Genomic DNA, 23506 nt, shown 5'->3' on the forward strand with positions numbered 1-23506 from the left:
TTATTGCTTATTTTAGCTAATTCAAAAAAAATAAAAATAAACTATGAAAAAAATATATCTAGTATTATTTTCGGCTTTATCATTAACTGCGGTTAAAGCTCAAAATAAATTCAATTTATTGGTTGGAACTTATACCAATACTTGTCAAAGCAACGGAATTTATGTGTACGATTTTGATGCTTCGACAGGAGATTATAAATTGAAGGGATCTTCAGAGAATGTTGTAAGTCCGAGTTATTTGTCGGTTTCAGCAGATAATAAGTTTATTTATGCCGTAAACGAAAATGGAACTCAAAGTACAGTAAGTGCTTTTTCATATGATTCGCAAGCTGGAAAGATCAATCTTTTGAATAAAAATGATGCTTTAGGGGCAGATCCTTGCCACTTAATAAATGATGATAAAAATGTAATTGCTGCCAATTATTCTGGCGGAAGTATTGCTGTTTTTAAGAAAAATCCAGACGGAAGTATTACAGAAGTTCAGCAGTTGATTCAGCATGAAGGAAAAGGACCAAATGCAGCACGTCAGGAAAAAGCTCACGTGCACATGGTTATGTTTTCTCCAGACAAAAAGTTTGTATTGTCAAATGATTTAGGTTTGGATAAAGTGTTTATTTACAAATACAATCCAACTGCAAAAAATGAAATTCTGACTTTAAAAGGAAGTGTTGATGTAAAACCAGGAAGCGGACCAAGACATTTAACTTTCAGTAAAGACGGAAAATTTGTGTATTTGGTTCAGGAATTGGATGGAACTTTAACAACATTAAGTTGGGATAAAACGGGAAGTTTAAAAGTAGTTGCAGAAACAAGTATCCTTCCAAAAGATTTTAAAGGAGGAACAGGAGCAGCGGCAATTAAACTTTCGCCTGACGGAAACTTTTTATATGTTTCAGACCGTGTAGATGCCAATGCTATTTCAGTTTACAAAATTCTTAAAACAGGAGCTTTAGAATTGGTAGAGCAGCAAAGCACTTTAGGAAAAGGTCCACGCGATTTTGCAATTGATCCAACAGGAAATTATCTTTTAGTAGGACATCAATATACTAATGATATAGTTATTTTTAAGAGAGATATAGCAACAGGAAAAATTACAGACACTGGAAGACGAATCCAGATGTGCTCGCCAGTTGGGCTGTTGTTTACGAAAATTTAGTTAAAAAAGGTTCTAAGGTGCTGAGATGCTAAGCTTCTAAGCTTTTAATAAAAAAGGGTAAAGATTCAAAGAATCTTTACCCTTTTTTAGTGTTATATAAAAAACTTAGAACCTTAGCAACTTAGTAGCTTAGCATCTAAAAAAAAATTATTTTTTCTTCTTCTTTTCATTTCTCGTCTTCAGCATATTTCTGTTAACAGAACCATGTGTTTTCTTTTTTGTTTTTGAAGGCCCGCCAAGATTGACTTTTTGGTTCTTTTTAGATTTTTCGTGAAAAGCGCCGTCACCTTCTAGTTTCGGTTTTTTCATTAAAAACTTTCTTGGTAATTTATCTTTTTCAGCTTCAATAAGCTTTTCTGAAATTTCTACTTCTTCAGGGAAATCAGCGATTTTAAGTTCCTGATCCATTAAAAGTTCTGTTGCTATTTTGAATTCTTCTTCTCTTGGAGTAACAAAACTGATTGCTGTTCCTGTTGCGTCTGCACGTCCTGTACGACCAATTCTGTGCATGTAAAGCTCTGGTTCTTCTGGAAGTTCAAAGTTGATTACGTGTGTAATATTAGAAATATCCAAACCTCTCGCCATAACATCGGTTGTAATTAAACCACGAAGATTTCCTTCTTGGAATTCAGCCATTGTACTCAAACGATAATTTTGAGATTTATTAGAGTGAATTACACCAAATTGTCCGTCAAAAAGCTCATCAATACGATTGAAAAGCATATCTGAAATCTTTTTGTTGTTTACAAAAACTAGAATACGACTCATACTTTCGTCAGTTTCTAGTAAGTGCTTTAAAAGATTTACTTTGGTATTGAAATTCGGAACATTATAGGTAATCTGAGTAATTTTCTCAAGAGGAGTTCCTGATGGTGCTAATGTTACTTCTTCAGGAAAATCAAAATAATCATTTAAAAGATCATCAACTTCATCTGTCATCGTTGCCGAGAATAGAATATTTTGACGTTTTGTTTTCATCATTGCAAAAAGCGAAGTTAGCTGTGGTCTGAAACCTAAATTTAGCATTTCGTCAAACTCGTCGATAACCAGTTTTTGTGTTTCGTCAAAGCGAACTACGGCATCAAGAGCTAAGTCCATAGTACGTCCAGGAGTTCCAACTAAAATGTCAACACCTTCGTAAACGGCTTTTTTCTGTGTATTTATGTTTACGCCTCCGTAAATACCTAAAGTTTTAACCGACATATATGTAGTCAATTTTTCTACTTCTTCAACCACCTGAACTACTAATTCGCGGGTTGGCACAAGGATTACGATTTTTGGGGTATTGGTATGTGTAAATTTGTACAGCTTTAAAAGAGGTAGTAAATAAGCAAATGTTTTACCGGTTCCGGTTTGTGCAATTCCCATCATATCACGACCAGACATGATTACAGAAAAAGATTTTTCTTGAATAGGAGTAGGCGTAACAAATCCTAATTCGTCAACTGCTTTTTGTAATGATTTTGGAAGATTAAATTTTTCGAAAGTGCTCATTTGCTTTAAATTTTGTGCAAATGTACGTTAAATTCATGGTTTGTTTATCAAATTCTTAAAATCATCTGATAATTTATTAATCTAACTGTTTAATTTTCAATATTAAAATCCTTCAAAAACTCCTAATCCAAACAAAGCAAAATCGTATTTTACAGGATCTTGGGCATCCATTTTTCTTAATTTGGTATCTAATTCCAATAAAGCTTTAGCATCATTTTGCTTTCGCGAAAGAATTCCAAGTTTTCGAGCAACATTTCCAGAATGAACGTCAAGAGGACAGGATAAAACAGATGGTGAAATGCTTTTCCAAATTCCCAAATCGACTCCTTTTGTGTCTTGACGCACCATCCATCGCAGATACATGTTGATTTTTTTTGCCGCTGAATTGTTTAACGGATCTGAAATATGTTTCTGAGTTCGAGCTAAATGATCTGTTTCGAAGAATATTTTTTTGAATTCACTTATACTTTTCTGTAGACTGTCTTTTTCCTGATTTTTAGCAAAAACAGATTCTAGTCCGTTGTGATTTTCGTAGATATGTTTTAGGCCTTTTATGAAACCTGCAAAATCATGTCCGTTAAAGGTTCTGTGTACAAAAGTTTCTAGTCTTGCCAAGTCTTCATCGGAATGTGACATAACGAAATCGTAAGGTGTGTTTCCCATTAATTCCATCATTTTATGCGAATTCTTAATAATCATTTTACGGTTTCCCCAAGCAATAGAAGCACTAAGAAAACCAGCAATTTCAATATCTTCTTTTTGAGTAAAGATATGCGGAATTTGAACAGGATCACTTTCTATAAAATCCTGATTATTATATTGGATGACTTTTTCGTCTAGAAATTCTTTGAGTTCTGTACTATTCATTTTTAGTAAGGTCTTTGGCGTAAAATCCGTCTTTTAAATTATTGGTGCGCATTTGCGGAATAATATGATAATATTTTTCAAAATAATCCAGTTGCTGTTTGTCAACACAAGGAAGCCCACCATTACCATTTGCCCAGAAAAAATTATTTTTTACAGGAGAATTATATTTTAGATTTCCTAACTGAATAGATTCAAAGGTAGTGTTGCTTTTTGAGTTTTGATACGGAAAAAAAATATTTTTTATGGAAAAATTGCTGATTTTCAACATGAATTTATGACTGGAAAATCCATTAAGATTTACAGAGAAAAACAGTACAATGCAAGTTGGAAAAAGGGATGCGATGAGAAAATATTTGATTGTATTTTTGCCATAAAAAATACATGTAAAACAAAAGAGGGAAAAAAACAATATAAAGTTCATAAAGAATCGATACTGAGGCGAAGTCAATCCTAATAGGAGTAATTGTAAGACCATTACAAAATAAAGAATCCAAAGCGCTTTTTTGTTTTGGTATTTATAAATGAAAAAAGGCACAATCAGTATTAAAAAAACACTTATTTTATTGAATAACCCGTGCAATTTTGGCATAGAGAGCCAATGTAAAAATAATTCGGCAAGAGTCATTTTATTGTATTGTGCTGCACTTACAAAAAAGCCATAGTACTTAACCTGATCGTAATAAAAATCTTGTATTACATTCGGAATTGCATAATCTGCTGTAAAAGAATTAATCTTTGAAGGAAAAATTGGCGACCCGCAGATAATCATATTTTTTATTATAAAAAGAGCGGCAATCAAAATGGTGAGCATCGCTGGTTTTAGCAGTTTTTTTGAAAGTGAGCTAAAATGATAACCCAAAAGAATAATTGGGATTACAGCAAAAGTTAAAGTCGTATTTTTTATATAAAGCAGAAACAGAACAAGTATTAAAATAAGATTGAAAGTTTCAGAATTTGTGTTTTTAAAATTTTCTAAGAAATAGAAGAACAGAATAAATGAAAAAACATAAACGGGAATATCTGGGGAAGGCGCACTTATGAATTGAAAAAAGAAAATATTGAATAAAGGCAGTAATCCGACTAGTAAATAGTTTTTATTGTCATTTTTGTTGTATTCGTTGAGTTTTTGAATAGAAAATACATTTCCTAATAATAAGCAAAAGCCACTTAAATCATTAAAATTTTTGTATAAAAAAGAAAAGCTAAAAACACTTTGCGTAATATGCCAACCGCTTGTCTGTCCATAAAATAAATGAAGATTTACAAGTCCTTTTACAAAGCCATATTCGTTAAGCCATTTTATAGTTTGAATATAATAGGATTCATTATCAATTACAAAAGGAATTGAAGAACATTGTAAAATAATAAGAACTGAAATAACAGTTAGAATAATTTGTAAGCTTTTTTGTAACTGCTGTAATTCTAATAAAAATGACTTATAAACATTAATAATCTGATTGTAAAATTTCAGCAATAAAAAAACATTCAGAAGTAATAAAACGATATGAAATTCAATATTAATTCTTCCAAAAATAGCCCAAATGCTTGCAAGAATAGTTGCTGAAAATAATCCTAGGATAGAAGTAATTACAAAATTTTTAGTATTGAGGTTTAGTATCTTATCCAAACCAAAACCTAAATTAATGGTTGTAAATAAAATATATATCCAGCTAATCGCAATTAGAATCATTAATTAAGAATTTGTCCGTCGGACATTACTAATTTTCTATCGGCCATATTAGCTAATTCTTCGTTGTGGGTTACAATTACAAAAGTTTGTCCGAATTCGTCTCGAAGCTGAAAAAATAATTGATGCAAGTTTTCGGCAGAATGTGTGTCCAGATTTCCCGAAGGTTCGTCTGCAAAAATGACATCTGGTTTATTGATTAAAGCCCTTGCAACTGCTACACGCTGCTGTTCTCCGCCCGAAAGTTCGCTAGGTTTATGATTGATTCTATGTGAAAGTCCGAGATAAGAAAGGAGTTTTCTTGCTTCTTCTTCCGTTTCGGCTGTTTTTTTTCCTGCAATATGAGCCGGAATACAAACGTTTTCTAAAGCTGTAAATTCAGGCAATAGCTGATGAAATTGAAAAATGAAACCTAAATTCAAGTTTCTAAAATCAGATAAAACTTTGTCTTGCTTGCTTTTCTTTTTGAAGTAACGATTATAGTAAAAAAATAATAGAAGAGAAGGTATGAGAATTATTGTCCAAGTACCATAGCCGAAAATGTTGTTTTCTATTTTACTTCTAAAAAACAATACAAACACTGCCAATAAAACGAAATAAAAGACTCCTAACCAAGTAATGATTTTGAAGGCTTTTTTCTGATTTGAATTATCGTTTTTGATGTCTTGCAGTTCTAAAACATTTTTACCATTGATGGTTAGAGATGAATCTGGGTTATGGTCTGGTTTATCAAGAGTTCCTAAAATCTGCAATAAAGTAGTTTTACCAGCACCCGAAGCTCCAACTATAGAAACAATTTCGCCTTTTTTAATATGTAAATCAACTCCTTTTAAAACTTCAAGTTTGTCGTAGAATTTATGTATGTTTTTTGCGTGTATCATGTAGTGAAACTGTTTTTACAAAGAAACGAAGATTATGGTCAAAATCAAATTCTAAAAATCAAATTCCAATATGTAAAAATCCAAATTCAAAAAGAGCGGAGTGACTTTTCTAAAATCGGTACATAAATTGATATGGGAATCTTGGAAATTAAATTTAATAAATAAGTAAAACTACTTTGCAGAATTATTTTTAATTTCGATTAACTTAAAAGTGAATGTGTTATGCAAGATTTAGAAGTTGCAGAAGATGATAGAATGTCAAAACTGCTTATCGGGTTGGTTTTGGACGGAATTGGTATGATTTCTTTTTCGATCCCGTTTCTAGGCGAGTTTTCAGATGTTATCTGGGCGCCAATTGCTGGTATTATAATGGCAAGAATGTATAAAGGAAGAGTAGGTAAGGTTGCCGGGGTTTTAACTTTTCTGGAAGAGATTATTCCGTTTACTGATGTGATCCCGTCTTTCACTTTGACGTGGATTTATACTTATTTTTTTCAGAAAAAATAAAAAAGACGGCTCAAAGCCGTCTTTTTCTGTATGTTGCTATTGCACAATGATTTTCTTCACATATTGTGTTTTCTTTGTCTGAGGATTTACGACTTTAATCAAGAAAACTCCTTTTGAGTGTAATTGAATATTCTCTTGTGTGTTTCCTCTAATTTTTTGCTTTAGCAATTCTTTTCCAAAAAGATCATAGATTTTTAAATCTGAAACTTCTGTTTCTTCGCTCTCAATCAGTACTGAGAAAGTTCCTTTACTTGGAATTGGCCAAACGTTAAAAGCATTATTTTTATTTTCTTTAATACTATCGTCTGTTCCCAAAGTTAAACTTTGTCCGCTAATGACGTTTACTTTTCTTTTCATAGTTCCTCCTTCAGAATCGGTTACAGTAAATTCAAAAGAGCACAATCCGTTTGAAGCAGGAGTAAAGGCAACAACATTAGTATTTAGAGTTGCGTTTCCGTTTATTGCATTTGAAATTGCATAAGAAACACCATTTGTAAAACCTCTAGATAATTTTTGAATATTGATGTCTATTTTGTTTCCGTTTGGAGATTCGTAATGAGGCAAAGACATCCATTGTAAATATTTGTCTAGATTGGTATAACCATCTAAATCAGGATCTGCGTTAGCGTCTGAGAAATCTCCAATTGCAGAGTTTACATTTGTTCCAATGATGTTTTCCCACCAATTTGGCAGTCCGTCCTGATCTGAGTCCCAATTTGAATCTCTAACTTCTGTTGGATAACTTTCAAAACCTCCAGCATCAGCTTCATTATCAGGGAATCCAGGTTTTCCTGTTACGCTTCCAACTGCAGAATATGTTCCGTTTAATGTTTCTGAGATGATTCGCTGATCATGATCATCAAATTCAGGCTGTGTGCATCCAACATCAGAAAGAACAATTTTATATGCATTTTTTGCAGATTGGGTAGTTACATAAGAAGGAAAAAATGGTGTATTGACGAAGTTATCGTAGGGAACTGTATTGCCTGAGGCTTTTCTTCCAAGGGTTTGATTGTTCTCATCGAAATATCCGGGCATTACATTTCCGTTAAAATAGCATCGCTGCATTCCTGTTCCAACGCCTTCATTTTGCTGATTGAAAGCAACGAATATTTTTGATCCAGCTCCAGGTTTATAATAGTTGTTTACGAAATTAACTTCTTTTGTTCCTCCGTCAGTTGTTCTTCCTCCCCAGTTGTAAACCACATTATTGGTAATATCCATTCGTCCTGTATAAGCGCCACTGCCGTCTAATCCGCCACCAAGACTCCAATTTCTACCATAACAATGTGCTAATAGATTATGATGAAAACTTCCTATATCGCCGCCAATTGTGGCAGCATAACCGTGTTCTGTTCCTGCTGGGTAATTTTGGTGATTTGCTGCATTTAGAGCTTCAGAAATAAGTGTTCTTTGAAGAGTTATATTTTTCCCAGATCTTGAACTGAAAGATTCATCAATCGTCCAACTAATAGAGCAATGATCAATGATGCTATTATCAGCTCCTGTAAGTCCCATTCCGTCATAAGTTGGTCCAGCGCCAATTCTAACTCTTAGATTTTGCACGACGGCATCATTTCCTGTCACGCCAAAAGGAGCAGAACGAATACAAATTCCTTTTCCTGGTGCAGTTTGTCCAGCTACAGTTACGTAAGGCTGGCTTAAAACAAGTCGAGATTGCAATTGAATGACTCCAGAAGTATTAAAAACAATTGTTCTTGGACCAATATCATTTGTAACAGCTTCGCGAAAACTTCCTGGACCGCTGTCATTGAGATTAGTTACAGCCACTACTTTTCCGCCACGTCCTCCACGTGCAAAACGGCCATATCCTTCAGCATCAGGGAAAGCGAGTTGGGCTGGACGAAAACGCCAAACATTTCCCTTTTCAACTCCGTTTGCTAAAACTTCGTCAATACGCCAATAATAAGTTGCGCCTGTATATAATCCATTTACTTGATAAGAATTGTTGGCTAGAGCTTGATTTCCTTTGAATTCTGGAGAAGATGTTGTAGCATTGTCAACAGCTGTTTGGTCTGTTCCAAAATAGACATTATGAGAAACAGCACCAGAACCGACAGTCCATTGCAATAATTTCCCAGTAGATGTTAATTCTACATGTTCGTCGTTTTGTTTCGGATCCGGATTTGTTGCTTGATGCGAAATATTAGGTGTATTTAATTCAAAACCATTAAAGATGAAGTTTTTAACACTTTCTGTTCCTGAAGTTTCTGCGGCGATTAGAATTACAACATCGTTTCCTGTCGTAGCTTGAAATTTTAAATAACTAGATGCTGCATCGGCAGTTTTTGTAGCTCTTACGGTCGGAATTAGATTATCAACTACCAAATTTCCATTAACAGAAATATCAATTGGACTGAAGGTACTTGTCGTTGGGCTGTCAACGTTGTTGAAGAAAGTTAATAATGTATGTTCTCCTGTAGCTAAACCGCTTATTTTAAGTTCGATTTGAGCACCTAGATTTGCGGTCGTGCCTTTTACTGTAAGTCCGTCACAGACCAATCTGGCATAGTAAGGAGCCTGAATTCCCGCTTTATACCAGTTGGTTCCTAAAGCATCTCCGTTGTTTCCAACGCGAGTAATGGTAAATGTAACTCCATTTTCAGTATAGGCGCTAGTGTTGCCAGAAGCGATTACCCAAGCGGTATAATCAGGGTCGTTTACTTCTGCTTTAGGTCTTCCTGACTGATCAAAATCAATTTTTACAACCGGATTTTGGGCAAAAATTTTGTTTACCGGAGTAATTAGGCAGATTACTGCCGCTACTACGGAGAGTTTTAAGTAATTTTTCAGCATGTCAAATTGTGGTTTGGTTAGTAAGCAATAATTTATGTCGAAGAAATTAAAAGACTGATTGTCAGTTATGAATAATTAATTTCGACTATTGTAAAGTTTATTATTACTTAAAATAAAACCATCCTGCACAATGCTGTTCTGCTTGATGCATTATTGTGAAATCTAGCTAAAAACAATAGTATTCTCTTCTTTTGCGATAATTTTTTTAATACTCGATATCTGATAAATATAGGGATTGATCAAAATAAAGCTTATAAAATATAATTAATTGAAGAAAATGAAAAGGAATTAAAAAATAAGAATGAAGGAAAATCTTAACCAGAACAGTTTTTGAAATTTAAAAGAGAAGAAGAGGAAGGTTAATCTTTAAATAAAAATCCAAGTCCCATATTTTTAAGCATTTTCTTTTCGAAGTTCCAAAAGAATTTGAACTGTCCAAAAATTGTTCCGATGGCTACCAATAAAACCTGATAAATTGGAAAGATAATAATAAGGCGGATAAGTGTAAACCAACCTCCAAAATCTTCTTTAGTAATTCCTAGCCAAACGCAGAAAGGTTTAGACAGCCAAGCAGATGCCGATCCTGTGATGGCAAAAACGATAAGTATAATTACGGCTTGTAAATTGGAGGTGATTCCCCAACGCTTTTTTAATCTGTTCATTGCTATTTGTAATGATTACAAATATAGTGTATTATCTTGATGGAACATAACCCCAAAGCTTTTGTTTGTAAGTATTTTGAAAATAAATCATGTAATTGTAAATTAAGTAATTTACTTCGTAGCCATAATGAATGTCTGGACGATAATCTATTGACATTTCATACAAATTTGGGTTATAACGCTGTGGCTGTAAAACACGATTATTCCATTCTGTAACATATAAAATGTTTTTGTTTTCAAGATATTGTAATGAATGATAATTTCGAGGGTAGGCTCTGGAAACAAGCCAATTGCTAAATCCGTTGTCAATAATTATTACTTCGTATTCAAGAGAATCATTTGCAATTCTGACAGTATCACTTATTTTTTTTGCGGCGACATTATCCGTACTTGCAACCTTCTGAGAAGAAGAAGAACAAGCAATAATAGTAAGTAAAACAATTAATATGGAAATGCATTTTTTCATAGCCTAAATTTACGATATTTTTTTTAGGTTAAGAGAGGCAAAGGTTCAAAGTAACAAAGGTTTAACATTCTTTTGAAGGTTCTAAGGTGCTAAGTTTCTAAGCTTTCTTTTTGGTTGTGTGCATAAAAGTAAAAAGCTGTTTGCGAAGCAAACAGCTTTAAAAACTTAGTATCTTAGAAGCTTAGAACCTTAGTGTCTTAACTATTTACTCCCAAACAATTTTCCAATAAAACCTGCAATTCCTCCTTTACTTTTGGTAACTACAAGAACATCGGCAACATCAACTTTTCCGTCGTTATTTTGGTCGAGGCCGAATTGCATTCCGTATTTTGAAATGGTATCCATTATTCCAGAAGCTTGTCCGCTGTTTCCTGAAATGGAGTTTATAATATCTGAAATTTGAAAACTGTTATCGTTTGGGTCTTTTGCTTTATTTACTAAAGAGCCTAAAATCTGCGGAATTAAGTTGGAAGCAACTCCATTTGAATCGGCACTACTTAATCCGAATTTTTCTCCAAGATTTCCGCTCAATTGCTGCTGAATCTGTTGCACAACAGGATTACTGCTATCAATAGATGAGCTTCCACTGAATAAACCGGCAATTTGATCTGTGTTTCCTTCAGAAACAATCTTTTTTAAGCCTTCAAAAATAGAACTGCTTGTTTCGTTAATTACGGCTTCATTATGTTCATTTGGAACAGCAGAATTGTTTACAACTGCATCACCTCCATATTGTTGTACTAATTGGGTTAATTGTTCAAACATGATATTTAGGATTTAGATTAGAACTCAAATTTAAACAAAAAAAGAAAGGGATTTATTAAACTGTGTTAATAAATCCCTTTAAGTATTTTAATTATAGTTAATTAGCTTAACAAAGTAATAATCTGTGATGCTAATTCTGTACCAATTCTGTCTTGTGCTTCTCCAGTTGCAGCTCCAATATGAGGAGTCAAAGAGATTTTAGAGTGCATTAAGATTGCCATTTCTGGTTTTGGCTCGCTTTCAAAAACGTCTAAACCAGCAAAAGCAACTTTTCCAGAATCTAAAGCTTTTACTAATGCTACTTCATCAATAACACCACCACGAGCACAGTTTACAATTCCAACACCATCTTTCAAGATTTCAAATTCTTTCTCTCCAATGATGTATCCGTTTTGAGCAGGAACGTGTAATGTAATGAAATCTGATTCTTTAAATAAAGACTCTAAAGATTGAGAAACGATTTTAGTTGTAATTGACTGTCCGTCAAAAAACTCAACTTTTACATCAACTTCAGGAATAAAGCTATCAGCTGCGATAACTTTCATTCCTAAACCAAGAGCCATTTTTGCAGTAGCTTGTCCGATACGACCAATACCAACAATACCTAAAGTTTTTCCTCTTAATTCAGTTCCGTTTGCGTAAGCTTTTTTCAAACCATCAAAGTTTGAATCTCCTTCAAGAGGCATATTTCTGTTAGAATCATGTAAGAAACGAACACCAGAAAATAAGTGTCCAAAAACCAATTCAGCAACAGATTCTGAAGATGAAGCTGGAGTATTAATTACATGGATTCCTTTGCTTTTAGCATAATCCACATCGATATTATCCATACCAACACCACCACGTCCGATGATTTTGATACCAGGACAAGCATCGATAATATCTTTACGAACTTTAGTTGCACTACGAACTAAAATTACGTCGATGTTGTTTTCGTTTATATAGTTGGCTACTTGTTCTTGAGCTACTTTTGTAGTGATAACTTCAAAACCACCTTTTTCTAAGGCTAGAATTCCGCTTTTAGAAATTCCATCATTTGCTAATACTTTCATTGTATTTTATTGTTTATTTGGTTAATCGTTTAATCGATAACCAAGCTATTTGATTTTTCTTTTTTGTAAACTGAGACTGAGACTGAAAACTAAACTTTAGATTCTAACGCTTTCATTACATCAACCAAAACCTGAACGCTTTCGATTGGCATAGCGTTGTAGATAGAAGCTCTGTAACCACCAACAGAACGGTGTCCTGGCAATCCAGAAATATTTGCAGCTTTCCATAAAGCGTCAAAAGTTTCAGTGTGATCAGGATTGTTCAATAAGAAAGTCACATTCATGTTAGAACGATCTTCTACTGCAGCCGCACCTTTGAATAATGGGTTTCTGTCGATTTCAGCGTAAAGTAATTCAGCTTTAGCGTTGTTTAATTTTTCAACAGCAGCGATTCCGCCTTTTTCTTTAATCCATTGTAATGTTAAAAGAGAAACGTAAACAGCAAATACAGGCGGAGTATTGTACATACTTTCTCCTTTAATGTGTTTAGCATAATCTAGCATGCTTGGAATAGTTTTTCCGTTTTTGCCTAAGATTTCTTCTTTAACCACTACTAATGTAGTTCCAGCAGGTCCCATATTTTTTTGAGCTCCAGCATAGATTAAGTCAAATTTAGAAAAGTCTAATTCACGTGAAAAAATATCAGAACTCATATCGCAAACAACAGGAACATTTGTTGCTGGAAATTCTTTCATTTGAGTTCCAAAGATGGTATTGTTACTTGTGCAGTGGAAATAATCAGCATCAGCTGGAATTTCGTAACCTTTTGGAACATAAGTATAATTGTCTTCTTTTGAAGAAGCTACGACAACAGTCTCACCGAAAAGTTTAGCTTCTTTGATCGCCGCAGTTGCCCACGTTCCAGAATCTAAATAAGCAGCTTTTCCGTTTTCTTTCATTAAGTTGTATGGTGCCATTAAGAATGCTGTACTAGCACCACCTTGTAAAAATAAAGCCTGATAACCTTTTCCCTGAAGACCTAATAATTCTAAAGCAAGGGAACGAGCTTCCTCCATAACTGCAACGAAATCTTTGCTTCGGTGCGAGATTTCAAGGATAGATAACCCTGAATCATTAAAATTTAAAATTGCTTTTGATGCCTTCTCAAAAACTTCCTGAGGTAAAATACTTGGTCCTGCGCTGTAGTTGTGTTTTTTCATGGTTGTTGTTAATAGTCGAAAATTTTAAAGACGCAAATTTCGGCAATAAGAGCCGAAAAAGCGTTAAAATATTCGAAATAATTAAACAATTTATTACTTTGTTGTTAACAAAAACGTTATAGTATCGACATTGTCTGCGTAATCCCACAATTGCGGTTTTTGGGTTTCGCCAAATGCTGTACTATTTGCAATTAAATTAGTGCTAACAATACATTGAATTTGATCTGTGTCTTCCTGAAGGCGTTTTTCTAATTCTTCAAGATTTTCATAATATTCGTAAAAAACACTCGAAATAGGCGAAGCATAACTTGAATCTTCTTTTAAAGTCAAAAATCCGTTGTCTAATAATTTGAAATTACTCATTAAAAATACAGCTTTATTATAATCATAATTATTAGCATATTTTTCATAATGAATAATATCTTGATATTTGAATATTGCCTGAAAAAATGCTTCAAAAGAGTAGTCTTTTGGAATAAAAAGTTTAGAAACATTTCGGCATCCTAAACCAAAAAATCTGAAAATATCTTCTCCAAGTGCTTCCAATTCTTCAGTAGTTTCTTTTCCAGTCAAAATCGCAGCCGAATTTCTGTTTTTACGAATAATTGAAGGCTTATCTTTAAAATAATATTCAAAATAACGAGCAGTATTATTGCTTCCCGTTGCAATTACGGCATCAAAGTTTTCAAGTTTTCCTTCTACGAAAGTGATTTTATCTTTGAAATTTTCATCAACAGCAATTAAATATTTAGCTAAAAATGGCAATAAATGCTGATCGTTTGACGAAGTTTTGATTAAAGCTCTGTTTCCTGTAATTAAAACCGATAAGAAATCATGAAAACCAACCAGTGGAATGTTTCCAGCTAAAATTAAAGCAACGGTTTTTGGATTTTCATTATTTTCATCAATTTTATAAGCCGAAAGCCATTTGTCAATGTTTTCTTTTGTCAAAGCTTCAGCCCAAGATTGTATAGAGAAATACACTTGTTCAGGAGTATACCATCCATTATGAGATTGCGATAAATGAATCAGGTTGTTGAAATCATCAAAAAAGATATCATTATATAATACGTCAGATTTTTGCGAAGAAGAGTCTTCAGAAAACTGACTTAAAAATTTTCCTAATTCAACAAAAACACTTTTTTTTGTTTCTAATGTCATAATGTTTGTTTATGAATTGTTTTGATTGTAATTTTGCACAAAAATAAGCATAATTAAGTCGAAAGACAAAAAGTCCAAAGTCGAAAGTCCAAAGTTGAAAAGGCTTTTATCCTTTTTACTTTAATCCTTTCAAACTTTATGGCTTTAAACTTTATGACTTTTAAACTTTAAGACTAAAAAGATGGCAATTATTATAACTGACGAATGCATCAATTGTGGGGCTTGCGAACCAGAGTGCCCAAATACAGCAATATATGAAGGAGCAGATGATTGGAGATATAAAGACGGGACAAGTCTTTCTGGAAAAATAGTTTTACCTGACGGAACTGAAGTTGACGCTGATGATGCGCAAACTCCAATTTCTGATGAAATTTATTATATCGTACCAGGAAAATGTACAGAATGTAAAGGTTTTCACGATGAGCCGCAGTGTGCTGCTGTTTGCCCTGTTGACTGTTGTGTACCTGATGACAATCACGTTGAAGACGAAGAAACTTTATTAGAAAGACAAGCTTTTTTACATAACGAGTAAAAATTGCTGTAGAAATAGTATAGAATCCTGAGTTGAAAAACTCAGGATTTTTTTTACCCTGATTTCAGGTATTTATGAAAGTCAGTTTCTTGATAGTGAATGTTTTATTTTTAGACTATTGCTTAATTGTTAGAAAAATAATACTTTAGTTGAAAAAATAACAATGCCTATGAAGAAATTGCTACTTTTATTTATTGTTTTGCTCAGCTACGTAAGCGTTTTTGCACAAAAGGAAGAGTATTCTATTATTGTTAAAGATATAGAAACTTTGGAGCCAATACAAAATGCCACGGTTAAAATAATGAAAACCCAGCAGATTTTATTGAGCAATGAAGAAGGAAAAGTTACTTTTATGCTGACAGGAGGATCGAATGTTCAGGTTTCTGAAACTAATTATGAAGATCTGACTGTGCGCTGGACTTCTTTAAATGGAGATCAAAAATTTGTTATTTATTTAAAGAGTAAAAACAATAAATTAGATGAAGTAGTTTTGTCTAAGGAATCTCCAGAAAAAATTCTGCAGAAATTGGTTAACAATTCTACAAAGAAAATCAGTATTTCCCATAGGCAGAAAGTATATGTGAGAGAGTTTTTTATGCTCGACAATCAGTATACATATTATAATGATGGATTGGTAAATTTTCAATTTGATAAAAATAATAATGCAACCACTTTATTGGTTGAACAAAATCGCTCCTACGGACTATTAGAAGCAGATGTAAGTGCCGATTTAAAAGGATATAATCTGAATAATATAATGGAGAATTATTTAAATTTTAAATACTTAGAACCATTATTAGATCCAAAAGCCAAAAAGGAATATGATTTTACAACCAAAGGACATTCAAAAAACAAAAATTACTACATAATGTCAGTTGTTCCGTTGGATAAGGCCAAAGAAGCGATTGATAATTTCGAAATCATTTATGATCCATTAAAAAAGATTATTGTAGAATATACTATTTCTGTTACTCCTGCTACTCTTGATAAAGTGGAAGAGAAGACAAAAGAAGGTGAAAAAAACATCACAAAATCGTTTGTCAAAGTAAATTACAGATGGGATGGAACCGATTATTATTTACTAAGTTCAAATGAAGAAATTGGTTATAATGTTGTTTTAAAGGACAAAAATAAAAATATACAGGTAAGAAATAGTTTTGTCACGACAGGTTTTAATAAGCAGAATTTTACTTATAATGAAAGTGACGTTTTTAAAGAAAAATCACTTTTCAATAAAAAGAATAAAATCTTAACGAATTACTGGGATATATCTGGTTTTACGGCTACCGATGAAGAAAAAGCAATCATCGCATCATTAGAGTTTAAATTGTAATTAAATAAATAGGAAAGAAAAATCTCGAACTTCATTTGTTCGGGATTTTCTTTTTTTAGAAATAACGTTAATCGATGGAGCAGAAAAAGAACTCTTTATCAAATTGCATTAATGTAAATATTTAATTCGCTAAAGAGTTATTAAATCTTATATTTGCAAAATTTTATTGCCGAAACGATTCATTTTGACAATAACCCAAAAAAGCATATAACAGGTCTGAGTATTTAAAGGCCGATTAAAATAAATAGAAACAAACAGATGAAAGCAGGAATTGTAGGATTGCCAAATGTTGGAAAATCAACATTATTTAATTGTTTATCTAATGCAAAAGCGCAGAGTGCAAACTTTCCGTTTTGTACTATCGAACCTAATATTGGTGTTGTAAACGTTCCAGATCCAAGAATCAATAAATTGGAAGAATTGGTAAAACCAGAGCGCGTTCAAATGGCAACTGTAGATATCGTAGATATTGCAGGTTTGGTAAAAGGAGCAAGTAAAGGTGAAGGTCTTGGAAACCAGTTTTTAGGAAACATTAGAGAGTGTAATGCTATTATTCACGTTTTGCGTTGTTTTGACAATGATAATATTGTACATGTTGACGGAAACGTAAATCCAATTCGTGACAAAGAAACTATCGATATTGAGTTGCAGTTAAAAGATCTAGAAACTGTTGAAAAGCGTTTAGAAAAAGTAAAACGTGCTGCAAAAACAGGAAATAAAGAAGCTCAGGCAGAAGAAGCTTTATTGAACAGAATTAGAGAAGCTCTTTTGCAGGCAAAATCTGCAAGAACAATTGTTCCTCAAAACAACGATGAAGAAGTTTTGATGGAAGCTTTCCAATTAATTACAGCAAAACCAGTTTTATATGTTTGTAATGTTGACGAAAGTTCTGCTGTGAACGGAAACAAATATGTTGATCAAGTTCGTGAATTAGTAAAAGATGAGGAGGCTGAAGTTATTGTACTTTCAGTAGGAGCAGAGGCAGATATCACAGAATTAGAAAGCTACGAAGAGCGTCAGGTGTTCTTAGAAGATATGGGATTAGAAGAGCCAGGAGCATCAGTTTTAATTCGTGCGGCTTACAAACTATTAAAACAGCAAACTTACTTCACAGCTGGTGTAAAAGAAGTTCGCGCTTGGACAATCAATATTGGAGCAACTGCACCACAAGCAGCTGGAGTTATCCATACCGATTTTGAAAAAGGATTTATCCGTGCAGAGGTAATTTCATATGACGATTACGTTCATTATGGTTCTGAAGCAAAAGCAAAAGAAGCAGGAAAATTCAGAGTTGAAGGAAAAGAATATATCGTAAAAGATGGTGATGTAATGCATTTCCGTTTTAACGTTTAGTCTTTTTAAAGAAGAAAGAGACAAGAAGAAAGATAATAGACTAAAACTGCTGGAGAGATTCAGCAGTTTTTTTTGTGCTTAAAATTAAAGTTCTGCTTTGTCAGGCTGAGCGAAGTCGAAGCCCGCACAAAGAATGGAAATGTTTTATGGAGCTTCTTACGTGTCCTTCGACTTCGCTCAGGAAGACAAAAAAATAAGGTGAAAATCCGTTTAAATCTGCGCTTTCGCGAAAGCGAATCTGTAAAATCCGCGTCCCATTTTAGCAACTGAAAAATTTTTGGCTCAAAAATTGGTTACAGAAAAATTAACCAATTACTAATCTAAAAATCAACCAATCAAAATGCTAAAAAAATCATTCAAAATTCTAGGCTGGACGCTTTTCGGAATTTTCAGTTTTCTTGCTCTGTACATTTCTTCTGTTTTAATTATTTCAAAAATTACAGTCAATTCAGATATTGCAAAAGTCGAAGAGCAAGATGCCATTCCCATTTACATTCTTTCAAACGGAGTCCATACTGATATTGTTGTTCCGATAAAAAATGAAATCAAAGACTGGCGAAACGAAATTCAATTCAGCCAAACCCAATCAAAAGATTCGTTGATGAATTATATCGCATTTGGTTGGGGTGATAAAGGTTTTTATCTTGAAACTCCAGAATGGGCAGATTTAAAAGCGAGCACAGCTTTTAAAGCCGCTTTCGGAATCAGTTCATCTGCTGTACATGCTACATTTTTTAAGCAGTTAAGAGAAGGGGATGATTGTAAACGTATTTTAGTTTCTAAAGAGAATTATCAAAATTTAGTTAATTACATCTCTAATAGTTTTAGCGATTCAATTCATCCAGAATGGATTCAAGGTCACAGTTACGGAAAAAAAGATGCTTTTTATGAAGCTAAAGGAAGTTATAGCCTTTTTTATACTTGCAATACTTGGGCAAATAATGCTTTAAAAGCAGCGAACCAAAAAGCAAGCTTATGGACGGTTTATGATAAAGGGATTTTCTGTCATTATAAATGATTCTGCTATGAAAAAGATAGTTTTAATTGTAGCAATACTAGCAGTAAGCATTTCTTGTAAAAAAGTAGACGCACCAGCAGAATGCGTAGAAGGATGCGCGACTTTTTATTTTGAAAAGCCACAGCCTGACAATGATTCTGAGTTAGATCGTTTTCCGAGTAAATTTAGAGGATTGTATGTAAACAATGATTCAACTTTTATAAGAATTGAAGAAGATAGAATTCTAGAAGAATATTTTTGGAAGTTCAAAATTCATAAGTTTAAATTAGATTCACTAAAGGCTGAATGCGATATTGTTGATGGCAAATTAGTGGTGAAGGAGACAAGATATACTTATGATATGCTACCAAAAGGCGATTCAATTGAATTAATTCAAAAAAGTATCGATACGCTGTTTAGGTTTTCTCTTTATGAAAAAGCAAAGCGAATTGATGGACAATTAATTTTGAGTAAAAAAGATTCTATATTTTGGAAAGTTCGATTTGTTTCACTTGATAAAAACACAATCAAATTTAAAAATCTGTACGATTTGAAAGATTTGAAAAAACTTGATTCTGTAACTAAAATAAAAGCAAAAAAGCTTGATTCTATTTCGTATTTGATGAAACCAGCAAGAAGCGAATTCAAAAAGATCTTTAAAATTAAACATTTAGGATACGATCAGGAATATAAAAAGGTATCTAAATAAACATGGGAAAAATATAAAATTCGGCTAAAATCCAAGAAGTACGGAATTTTCATTAATGCTTAAATTTGAGTGAATATCAAAAATAAGCAAATGAAAAATCATAATATCTTTTCGAAAACTTGGTATTTATTAAAAACAACATTTTTAGAATTCAACGATGACAATGCGATAAAGTTAAGCGCGGCGTTATCTTATTATACCATTTTTGCTTTGCCTCCTTTGTTGATCATTATAATTACCATTTGTGGCTTCTTTTTTGGGGAAGAGGCAGTCACAGGTCAATTATATGGTCAGATAAATCGATTGGTCGGGAATAATGCTGCTGTACAGATTCAGGAGGCAATCAAAAATGTTCAATTATCAGACAGTAATGTCTTTGTAACCGTATTTGGAGTTGTGATGCTTTTAATTGGAGCATCAGGAGTTTTTGCAGAAATTCAGAGTTCAATTAATTATATATGGGGACTTCGAGCAAAACCAAATAAAGGCTTGAAAAAATTTATTCAAAACAGATTAATGTCATTTTCGATGATCGTTTCTGTTGGATTTTTAATGTTGGTCAGTTTAATGGTCAATGCTACACTCGACGTTTTAAATGCCCGTTTAAAACTTTATTTTCCAGACACAACAGTTTATTTTTTTTATGTGGTTAATTTGGTGATTGTTTTTGCCAGTATTACATTGCTTTTTGCTATTATATTCCGAACTTTACCAGACGGCATTATCAAATGGAAAGATGCTTTTATTGGAGCATCCAGCACTGCGATTTTGTTTATGATAGGTAAATTTGCAATTGGCGTTTACTTAGGAAATTCAACCGTTGCAAGTGTTTATGGCGCAGCGGGTTCTGTGATTATAATTTTGGTTTGGGTATATTATTCGGCTATTATTTTATATTTTGGAGCAGAATTTACAAAAGTTTATGCCAAAGCTTTCGGTGGAAGTATTTCGCCAAATGATTATTCTGTAGAAATACAAAAAGAGATTTTTGAAATAGAAAATTAATAGTAAACCATATAAGTAATATAAGAAAATTTAAGTTTTCACTTAATTAAAGGCAAAGTAAATTTAAATGAACTTATGTTACTTATATGGTTAAAAAAACAAATACCACAAATATGAAAATAATAGCCTTTGGAGGAAGTAACAGTAAGCACTCAATCAATAAACGTTTAGCTACTTATGCATCAAGTTTGTTTGAAAATGCCGAAGTTGAAATTTTAGATCTTAACGATTTTGCAATGCCAGTTTTTAGTGTAGATCTTGAAAAAGAAATAGGTCAGCATGAAGTGGCGCAAGCATTCCTGAATAAACTTAAAGAAGCCGATATTTTGGTGGTTTCAATGGCAGAAAATAATGGAAATTATTCGGTTGCTTTCAAAAATGTTTTCGACTGGAGTTCTCGAATCGAAAAAGACGTTTTTCAGCACAAACCAATGTTATTATTGGCAACTTCGCCTGGAGGCAGAGGAGGCGCATCTGTTTTAGGAATTGCGCAGAATCTTTTCCCTCGTTACGGGGCAGAAATTAAAGGCAGTTTCTCATTGCCAGCATTTGGCTCGAATTTTGATTTGCAAGAAAATAAAATCTCTAATCCAGAATTGGATCAGGAATTGAAAGATATTATTAAATCAAATTTTTAAATGCCACAAAAAAAGATTGCCCTTATTTTCTTTTTATTAAATAGTATTTTTATCAATTTTGGTTTTTCTCAGAAGATCAGCGAAGTTGATAAAATAGTTGCAAAATACCCAAAAAGCTTTGATAGCACAGAGAAATTAGCTGACAAAATCGAAAAAGATTTTGATTCGGATTATGATCGTGCGCGCGCTATTTACAGTTGGATTGCCTTCAATATAAGATACGATTATAATGCGTATTTGAATCCGCCAAGAACACAAGGTTTCAGCTATTCTTCTGAAGCCGAAAAACAGCGAAAAATTAAACAATTAAATGATAATCTAATTCAGAAAGCTTTTAAATCTAAAAAAGCGGTTTGTGAAGGGTTTACAGCTTTGTATCAGCATTTAGCTTCTTTGATGGGAATTAAATGCGAAATTATTCGTGGCGATTCTAAGATTTCAGTCCGAGATATAGGTAGAAAAAACACTTCATCCAATCATGCATGGAATATCGTTTTGATCGATAAAAAATGGCGCTTAATTGATGTGACTTGGGGACAAGGCTATTATGACAGCAGTAAAGGCAGAATGGTCAACGATTTTAATCCTGCTTATTTTGATACTGATCCCGATTATTTCTTTGCCAAACATTTTCCTGATTCTGGAACTTTTTTAGGTAATAGATTAAGTAAAGATGATTTTCTGAATGGTCCGTTAATTTACAATACAACAGTTGAAAAAGATTATAAAATTAAATCGCCCGACTCTGGAATAATCGAAGCTAGAAATGGTGATAAGATTACTGTAGAAATTAAAAATCTCTCAAAATCCAATCAGGTTTTTTATTTAAATAAAAGAAATCAGCCAGTAAAAGTTCAAAACCCAAAAGAAAAACGAGGAGGATTAGAATTCCAAATTGGCATTGATAACAATATTGGAGATTATATTACTGTTTTTGTTGATGGTAATAGTGTTGTTTCTTTCAAAATAACTTCAAAATAATCGATTAAGAAACCAGCAATTTTCATCTTTTCTGAAATTGGCGTATCTTAGCCAGAATGATCCGAATTTGAACACTATGGAAGCGACTTTTCTGAAATCAATCTTAGATAATGATTTCTATAAATTTACAATGCAGCATGCTGTAATTAAACTTTTTCCAAAAGCAAAAGTTCGTTACGGATTTATAAATCGAGGTAAACATGTCTTCCCAGAAGGATTTGCAGATTTACTTCGAAAATCTGTTGATGCATTATCTGAGCTTCGTTTAACAAAAGAAGAAAAAAGTTATTTAGCCCATTATTGTCCTTATCTTGATCCGACTTATTTAGATTTTCTGCAAGGATATAGTTTTGATCCGTCTGAGGTTGAGATTAGTCAGGAAGGTTCAGAAATTTCAGTAACAGTAGAAGGTTATTGGTATAGGACTATTTTATGGGAAGTTCCTTTAATGGCGCTTATTTCAGAGCTTTTTTATAAATCAAATCATTTAATTCGTTTAAATGATGAAGCCATAAAAGAGCTGACAAAAGAGAAAATCGATAATTACAATAAATTAGGAGTTTCGATTTTAGAATTTGGCACTAGAAGACGTCATTCTTACGATGTTCATGATTTAGTCAATGAAACTTTAAGAACTTACGGCGGAAACAGTTTTATTGGAACCAGTAATGTGCATTTTGCAATGGTTAACAATAGAAGGCCTTTAGGGACGCATGCTCACGAATGGTTTATGTTTCATGCCGCGCAATATGGCTTTCAGGTGGCGAATTTTATAAGCCTCGAAAACTGGACAAAAGTTTATGGCGGTGATCTCGGAATAGCTTTAACGGATACTTATACTACAGAAATATTTTTCAACCAATTTGATAAAAAATATTCTAAGCTTTTTGATGGCGTTCGACATGACAGTGGCGATCCAATTGAGTTTGCTCAAAAAGTAATTGCTCATTATAACAAAATGGGAATCGATCCAAAATCAAAAGTTATTGTTTTTTCAGATTCACTCAATTACGATAAAGTAAAAAAGATTGTCGATTTCTGTCAAGACAAAATAAAAATGTCATTTGGAATCGGAACAAATTTCACTAATGATGTTGGACTTCCTGCTATGAATATGGTTATAAAATTAACCGATACAAAACCTGATAATGTGCATTGGCAAGGAGTGGTAAAACTTTCTGACGAGAAAAACAAAAACACAGGAACGCCCGAAATGATTGCCTTAGCAAAAGAAGTGCTCGGAATCAAATAATATTTTTTTTGACAAAAAAGCAGTTTTTTAT

Annotated in this window: 21 protein-coding genes and 2 pseudogenes; 11 read left to right on the forward strand and 12 right to left on the reverse strand. The window is 33.0% G+C overall.

All coding sequences use genetic code 11. The annotated features are described in order from the left end of the window. Positions 1-43 precede the first annotated feature (43 nt). Positions 44-1156, forward strand: a complete 1113-nt coding sequence (locus OZP10_RS17135) for a lactonase family protein (protein ID WP_281631963.1) — start codon at positions 44-46, stop codon at positions 1154-1156. A gap of 147 nt (positions 1157-1303) precedes the next feature. Here the strand turns inward: OZP10_RS17135 and OZP10_RS17140 are convergent, their stop codons facing one another. The 5 genes and pseudogenes from OZP10_RS17140 to OZP10_RS17160 form a co-directional block, all read right to left on the reverse strand. Then, positions 1304-2650 (reverse strand): DEAD/DEAH box helicase, encoded by a 1347-nt coding sequence (locus OZP10_RS17140; RefSeq protein ID WP_281631964.1) that lies wholly within the window; start codon positions 2648-2650, stop codon positions 1304-1306. A gap of 102 nt (positions 2651-2752) precedes the next feature. Beyond that, positions 2753-3517: a TIGR02757 family protein gene (locus OZP10_RS17145; protein WP_281631965.1), complete on the reverse strand. Its 765-nt coding sequence runs from the start codon at positions 3515-3517 to the stop codon at positions 2753-2755. Further along, complete coding sequence (locus tag OZP10_RS17150; protein ID WP_281631966.1) at positions 3510-5207, reverse strand: LIC_10190 family membrane protein; 1698 nt, start codon at positions 5205-5207, stop codon at positions 3510-3512. The genes OZP10_RS17145 and OZP10_RS17150 overlap by 8 nt, the downstream gene beginning before the upstream one ends. Further along, positions 5207-5656, reverse strand: a pseudogene (locus OZP10_RS17155) (ABC transporter ATP-binding protein); the annotation flags it as partial. The gene OZP10_RS17150 and the pseudogene OZP10_RS17155, both read right to left, overlap by 1 nt. A 216-nt stretch (positions 5657-5872) precedes the next feature. Then, a pseudogene (locus OZP10_RS17160) lies at positions 5873-6085 on the reverse strand (ATP-binding cassette domain-containing protein); the annotation flags it as partial. 222 nt (positions 6086-6307) lie between these two features. Here OZP10_RS17160 and OZP10_RS17165 point away from each other — a divergent pair. Continuing rightward, a complete protein-coding gene (locus OZP10_RS17165) occupies positions 6308-6592 on the forward strand; it encodes a hypothetical protein (RefSeq protein WP_281631967.1) in 285 nt (94 codons plus the stop codon). Positions 6593-6628: 36 nt separating this feature from the next. Here OZP10_RS17165 and OZP10_RS17170 read toward each other — a convergent pair whose 3' ends face one another. The 7 genes from OZP10_RS17170 to OZP10_RS17200 all read right to left on the reverse strand — a co-directional run bounded on the left by OZP10_RS17170 (position 6629) and on the right by OZP10_RS17200 (position 14675). Next, positions 6629-9409, reverse strand: a complete 2781-nt coding sequence (locus tag OZP10_RS17170) for a T9SS type A sorting domain-containing protein (RefSeq protein ID WP_281631968.1) — start codon at positions 9407-9409, stop codon at positions 6629-6631. A gap of 359 nt (positions 9410-9768) precedes the next feature. Then, positions 9769-10071, reverse strand: a complete 303-nt coding sequence (locus OZP10_RS17175) for a DUF6787 family protein (RefSeq protein WP_281631969.1) — start codon at positions 10069-10071, stop codon at positions 9769-9771. A 31-nt stretch (positions 10072-10102) separates the two neighbouring features. Continuing rightward, on the reverse strand, positions 10103-10537 hold the full coding sequence (locus OZP10_RS17180; protein ID WP_281631970.1) for a DUF6146 family protein: 435 nt from the start codon (positions 10535-10537) through the stop codon (positions 10103-10105). Between the two features lie 201 nt (positions 10538-10738). Next, the gene (locus OZP10_RS17185; RefSeq protein ID WP_281631971.1) at positions 10739-11302 is read right to left on the reverse strand and encodes a DUF937 domain-containing protein; all 564 of its coding nucleotides are present in this window, start codon (positions 11300-11302) and stop codon (positions 10739-10741) included. Between the two features lie 101 nt (positions 11303-11403). Further along, positions 11404-12354: a D-2-hydroxyacid dehydrogenase gene (locus OZP10_RS17190; protein WP_281631972.1), complete on the reverse strand. Its 951-nt coding sequence runs from the start codon at positions 12352-12354 to the stop codon at positions 11404-11406. Between the two features lie 89 nt (positions 12355-12443). Continuing rightward, a complete protein-coding gene (gene serC, locus OZP10_RS17195; RefSeq protein WP_281631973.1) occupies positions 12444-13514 on the reverse strand; it encodes a 3-phosphoserine/phosphohydroxythreonine transaminase in 1071 nt (356 codons plus the stop codon). Positions 13515-13607: 93 nt separating this feature from the next. Continuing rightward, positions 13608-14675, reverse strand: a complete 1068-nt coding sequence (locus OZP10_RS17200; protein WP_281631974.1) for an acyl-CoA reductase — start codon at positions 14673-14675, stop codon at positions 13608-13610. Between the two features lie 181 nt (positions 14676-14856). Between OZP10_RS17200 and OZP10_RS17205 the strand changes: the two genes are divergently transcribed. The 9 genes from OZP10_RS17205 to pncB all read left to right on the forward strand — a co-directional run bounded on the left by OZP10_RS17205 (position 14857) and on the right by pncB (position 23475). Beyond that, a complete protein-coding gene (locus OZP10_RS17205; RefSeq protein WP_111366760.1) occupies positions 14857-15207 on the forward strand; it encodes a 4Fe-4S dicluster domain-containing protein in 351 nt (116 codons plus the stop codon). Positions 15208-15376: 169 nt separating this feature from the next. Further along, on the forward strand, positions 15377-16540 hold the full coding sequence (locus tag OZP10_RS17210) for a hypothetical protein (protein ID WP_281631975.1): 1164 nt from the start codon (positions 15377-15379) through the stop codon (positions 16538-16540). A 258-nt stretch (positions 16541-16798) separates the two neighbouring features. Next, a complete protein-coding gene (gene ychF / locus OZP10_RS17215; RefSeq protein WP_177210201.1) occupies positions 16799-17893 on the forward strand; it encodes a redox-regulated ATPase YchF in 1095 nt (364 codons plus the stop codon). 340 nt (positions 17894-18233) lie between these two features. Next, positions 18234-18911, forward strand: coding sequence for a TIGR02117 family protein (locus OZP10_RS17220; RefSeq protein ID WP_281631976.1), 678 nt, complete (start codon positions 18234-18236; stop codon positions 18909-18911). 7 nt (positions 18912-18918) lie between these two features. After that, positions 18919-19599, forward strand: coding sequence for a hypothetical protein (locus tag OZP10_RS17225; protein WP_281631977.1), 681 nt, complete (start codon positions 18919-18921; stop codon positions 19597-19599). A gap of 90 nt (positions 19600-19689) precedes the next feature. Continuing rightward, positions 19690-20604 carry a YihY/virulence factor BrkB family protein gene (locus tag OZP10_RS17230; protein ID WP_281631978.1) on the forward strand — a complete coding sequence of 305 codons (915 nt, stop codon included), beginning with the start codon at positions 19690-19692 and terminating at the stop codon, positions 20602-20604. A gap of 113 nt (positions 20605-20717) precedes the next feature. After that, on the forward strand, positions 20718-21242 hold the full coding sequence (locus OZP10_RS17235; RefSeq protein WP_281631979.1) for an NADPH-dependent FMN reductase: 525 nt from the start codon (positions 20718-20720) through the stop codon (positions 21240-21242). Continuing rightward, positions 21243-22223: a transglutaminase domain-containing protein gene (locus OZP10_RS17240; RefSeq protein ID WP_281631980.1), complete on the forward strand. Its 981-nt coding sequence runs from the start codon at positions 21243-21245 to the stop codon at positions 22221-22223. 76 nt (positions 22224-22299) lie between these two features. Continuing rightward, a complete protein-coding gene (gene pncB, locus OZP10_RS17245; RefSeq protein WP_281631981.1) occupies positions 22300-23475 on the forward strand; it encodes a nicotinate phosphoribosyltransferase in 1176 nt (391 codons plus the stop codon). Positions 23476-23506: the final 31 nt, after the last annotated feature.

The organism is Flavobacterium luteolum (assembly GCF_027111275.1).
Taxonomy (GTDB): domain Bacteria; phylum Bacteroidota; class Bacteroidia; order Flavobacteriales; family Flavobacteriaceae; genus Flavobacterium; species Flavobacterium luteolum.

Coding starts and splice junctions, on each gene's coding strand:
- OZP10_RS17135 (WP_281631963.1), top strand. CDS start 44: ATGAAAAAAATATATCTAGTATTATTTTCGGCTTTATCATTAACTGCG.
- OZP10_RS17140 (WP_281631964.1), bottom strand. CDS start 2,650: ATGAGCACTTTCGAAAAATTTAATCTTCCAAAATCATTACAAAAAGCA.
- OZP10_RS17145 (WP_281631965.1), bottom strand. CDS start 3,517: ATGAATAGTACAGAACTCAAAGAATTTCTAGACGAAAAAGTCATCCAA.
- OZP10_RS17150 (WP_281631966.1), bottom strand. CDS start 5,207: ATGATTCTAATTGCGATTAGCTGGATATATATTTTATTTACAACCATT.
- OZP10_RS17165 (WP_281631967.1), top strand. CDS start 6,308: ATGCAAGATTTAGAAGTTGCAGAAGATGATAGAATGTCAAAACTGCTT.
- OZP10_RS17170 (WP_281631968.1), bottom strand. CDS start 9,409: ATGCTGAAAAATTACTTAAAACTCTCCGTAGTAGCGGCAGTAATCTGC.
- OZP10_RS17175 (WP_281631969.1), bottom strand. CDS start 10,071: ATGAACAGATTAAAAAAGCGTTGGGGAATCACCTCCAATTTACAAGCC.
- OZP10_RS17180 (WP_281631970.1), bottom strand. CDS start 10,537: ATGAAAAAATGCATTTCCATATTAATTGTTTTACTTACTATTATTGCT.
- OZP10_RS17185 (WP_281631971.1), bottom strand. CDS start 11,302: ATGTTTGAACAATTAACCCAATTAGTACAACAATATGGAGGTGATGCA.
- OZP10_RS17190 (WP_281631972.1), bottom strand. CDS start 12,354: ATGAAAGTATTAGCAAATGATGGAATTTCTAAAAGCGGAATTCTAGCC.
- serC (WP_281631973.1), bottom strand. CDS start 13,514: ATGAAAAAACACAACTACAGCGCAGGACCAAGTATTTTACCTCAGGAA.
- OZP10_RS17200 (WP_281631974.1), bottom strand. CDS start 14,675: ATGACATTAGAAACAAAAAAAAGTGTTTTTGTTGAATTAGGAAAATTT.
- OZP10_RS17205 (WP_111366760.1), top strand. CDS start 14,857: ATGGCAATTATTATAACTGACGAATGCATCAATTGTGGGGCTTGCGAA.
- OZP10_RS17210 (WP_281631975.1), top strand. CDS start 15,377: ATGAAGAAATTGCTACTTTTATTTATTGTTTTGCTCAGCTACGTAAGC.
- ychF (WP_177210201.1), top strand. CDS start 16,799: ATGAAAGCAGGAATTGTAGGATTGCCAAATGTTGGAAAATCAACATTA.
- OZP10_RS17220 (WP_281631976.1), top strand. CDS start 18,234: ATGCTAAAAAAATCATTCAAAATTCTAGGCTGGACGCTTTTCGGAATT.
- OZP10_RS17225 (WP_281631977.1), top strand. CDS start 18,919: ATGAAAAAGATAGTTTTAATTGTAGCAATACTAGCAGTAAGCATTTCT.
- OZP10_RS17230 (WP_281631978.1), top strand. CDS start 19,690: ATGAAAAATCATAATATCTTTTCGAAAACTTGGTATTTATTAAAAACA.
- OZP10_RS17235 (WP_281631979.1), top strand. CDS start 20,718: ATGAAAATAATAGCCTTTGGAGGAAGTAACAGTAAGCACTCAATCAAT.
- OZP10_RS17240 (WP_281631980.1), top strand. CDS start 21,243: ATGCCACAAAAAAAGATTGCCCTTATTTTCTTTTTATTAAATAGTATT.
- pncB (WP_281631981.1), top strand. CDS start 22,300: ATGGAAGCGACTTTTCTGAAATCAATCTTAGATAATGATTTCTATAAA.